Annotated in this window: 1 protein-coding gene; it reads right to left on the bottom strand. The window is 55.1% G+C overall.

What is annotated here, in order from left to right:
* A partial coding sequence (locus EZE20_RS24225) for a beta strand repeat-containing protein (protein ID WP_394345673.1) occupies positions 1 to 3,225 on the bottom strand: 3,225 nt, incomplete at both ends.

Here is a 3,225-nt window from a genome sequence, read left to right as displayed (position 1 = left end):
CCGTAATCGGCAAGCTTGTTACTTCGCAGGTCAACTGACCACCCGTGGCTACTACCGTTGGCGTGGCCGCATCTTTACTCACAATCGCCGTGTCAGATGCTGTACAGCCGTTGGCCGGATTCGTAACTGTTACGGTATAAATTCCTTCCAAAGTGGCCGTGATGCTGGCAGTCGTTGCTGTGAAGTTCGACGGGCCGCTCCATGCATACGTAACATTTTGTGGGGAACCCGTGGCCGTAATCGGCAAGCTTGTTACTTCGCAGGTCAACTGACCACCCGTGGCTACTACCGTTGGCGTGGCCGCATCTTTACTCACAATCGCCGTGTCCGAAGCCGTACAGCCGTTGGCCGGATTCGTTACGGTTACCGTGTAAATTCCTTCCAAAGTGGCATTGATGCTGGCAGTCGTTGCTGTGAAGTTCGACGGGCCGTTCCATGCATAGGTGACCGTTTGTGGGGAACCCGTGGCTGTGATCGGCAAGCTTGTTACTTTGCAGGTCAACTGACCACCCGTGGCTACAACCGTTGGCGTGGCCGCATCCTTGCTCACAATCGCCGTATCCGAAGCTGAACATCCGTTTGCCGGATTCGTTACGGTTACCGTGTAAATTCCTTCCAAAGTGGCATTGATGCTGGCTGTCGCTGCTGTGAAGTTCGACGGGCCGCTCCATGCATAGGTGACCGTTTGTGGGGAACCCGTGGCTGTGATCGGCAAGCTTGTTACTTCGCAGGTCAACTGACCACCCGTGGCTACTACCGTTGGCGTGGCCGCATCTTTGCTCACAATCGCCGTGTCCGAAGCCGTACATCCGTTGGCCGGATTCGTAACGGTTACGGTATAAATTCCTTCCAAAGTGGCCGTGATGCTGGCAGTCGTTGCTGTGAAGTTCGACGGGCCGCTCCATGCATAGGTGACCGTTTGTGGGGAACCCGTGGCTGTGATCGGCAAGCTTGTTACTTCGCAGGTCAACTGACCACCCGTGGCTACAACCGTCGGCGTGGCCGCATCTTTACTCACAATCGCCGTGTCCGAAGCCGTACAGCCGTTGGCCGGATTCGTAACGGTTACCGTGTAAATGCCTTCCAAAGTGGCCGTGATGCTGGCTGTCGTTGCTGTGAAGTTCGACGGGCCGCTCCATGCATACGTAACATTTTGTGGGGAACCCGTGGCCGTAATCGGTAAGCTTGTTACTTCGCAGGTCAACTGACCACCTGTGGCAACTACCGTCGGGTTTGTCTTATTTTCAGTTACCGTTTTACTGGCAGTTGCCTTGCAGCCGCTTGCGGTCGTCGTTACCGTTACTGAATAATTCCCCGCAACTGTCACCGCAAAACTCGACACATTCCCCGGATTCGTTACCCCCGCCGGAACCGTCCACGCATAGGTAACGCCCGTCGATGGGCTGGCAGTGGCCGTTAAGGTTTGGCTTGGTGAGGCACAGGTCAGCACCGGGCTGTTCAAACTTACCGTCGGGTTTGTCTTATTTTCAGTTACCGTTTTACTGGCAGTTGCCGTACAACCACTGGCCGTCGTCGTTACTGTTACCGAATAATTCCCCGCAGCGCTTACTGAAAAACTAGAAACATTCCCCGGATTCGTTACCCCCGCCGCCACCGTCCATGCGTAGGTAACGCCCGTTGATGGGCTGGCAGTGGCCGTTAAGGTTTGGCTTGGTGAGGCACAGGTCAGCACCGGGCTGTTCAAACTTACCGTCGGGTTTGTCTTATTTTCAGTTACCGTTTTACTGGCAGTTGCCTTGCAGCCGCTTGCCGTTGTGGTTACCGTTACTGAATAATTCCCCGCAACACTTACTGAAAAACTAGAAACATTGCCCGGATTCGTTACCCCCGCTGGAACCGTCCATGCGTAGGTAACGCCCGTCGATGGGCTGGCAGTGGCCGTTAAGGTTTGGCTTGGTGAGGCGCAGGTCAGCACCGGGCTGTTCAAACTTACCGTCGGGTTTGTCTTGTTTTCCGCAACCGTTTTACTTGCAGTTGCCTTGCAGCCGCTTGCGGTCGTCGTTACCGTTACTGAATAATTCCCCGCAACTGTCACCGCAAAACTCGACACATTCCCCGGATTCGTTACCCCCGCCGGAACCGTCCATGCGTAGGTAACGCCCGTTGATGGGCTGGCAGTGGCCGTTAAGGTTTGGCTTGGTGAGGCGCAGGTCAGCACCGGGCTGTTCAAACTTACCGTCGGGTTTGTCTTATTTTCAGTTACCGTTTTACTGGCAGTTGCCTTGCAGCCGCTTGCGGTCGTCGTTACCGTTACTGAATAATTCCCCGCAACTGTCACCGCAAAACTTGACACATTCCCCGGATTCGTTACCCCCGCTGGAACCGTCCATGCGTAGGTAACGCCCGTTGATGGGCTGGCAGTGGCCGTTAAGGTTTGGCTTGGTGAGGCGCAGGTCAGCACCGGGCTGTTCAAACTTACCGTCGGGTTTGTCTTGTTTTCAGTTACCGTTTTACTGGCAGTTGCCTTGCAGCCGCTTGCGGTCGTCGTTACCGTTACTGAATAATTCCCCGCAACTGTCACCGCAAAACTTGACACATTCCCCGGATTCGTTACCCCCGCTGGAACCGTCCATGCGTAGGTAACGCCCGTCGATGGGCTGGCAGTGGCCGTTAAGGTTTGGCTTGGTGAGGCACAGGTCAGCACCGGGCTGTTCAAACTTACCGTCGGGTTTGTCTTGTTTTCCGCAACCGTTTTACTGGCAGTTGCCTTGCAGCCGCTTGCGGTCGTCGTTACCGTTACTGAATAATTCCCCGCAACTGTCACCGCAAAACTCGACACATTCCCCGGATTCGTTACCCCCGCCGGAACCGTCCATGCGTAGGTAACGCCCGTTGATGGGCTGGCAGTGGCCGTTAAGGTTTGGCTTGGTGAGGCGCAGGTCAGCACCGGGCTGTTCAAACTTACCGTCGGGTTTGTCTTATTTTCAGTTACCGTTTTACTGGCAGTTGCCTTGCAGCCGCTAGCCGTTGTGGTTACCGTTACTGAATAATTCCCCGCAACACTTACTGAAAAACTAGAAACATTGCCCGGATTCGTTACCCCCGCTGGAACCGTCCATGCGTAGGTAACGCCCGTCGATGGGCTGGCAGTGGCCGTTAAGGTTTGGCTTGGTGAGGCGCAGGTCAGCACCGGACTGTTCAAACTTACCGTCGGGTTTGTCTTGTTTTCAGTTACCGTTTTACTGGCAGTTGCCTTGCAGCCGC

Source organism: Arundinibacter roseus, assembly GCF_004348825.1.
Classification (GTDB): Bacteria; Bacteroidota; Bacteroidia; order Cytophagales; family Spirosomataceae; genus Arundinibacter; species Arundinibacter roseus.
Note: the sequence above shows the minus strand (reverse complement) of the source record. Positions and strands in the feature narration are given on the sequence as shown.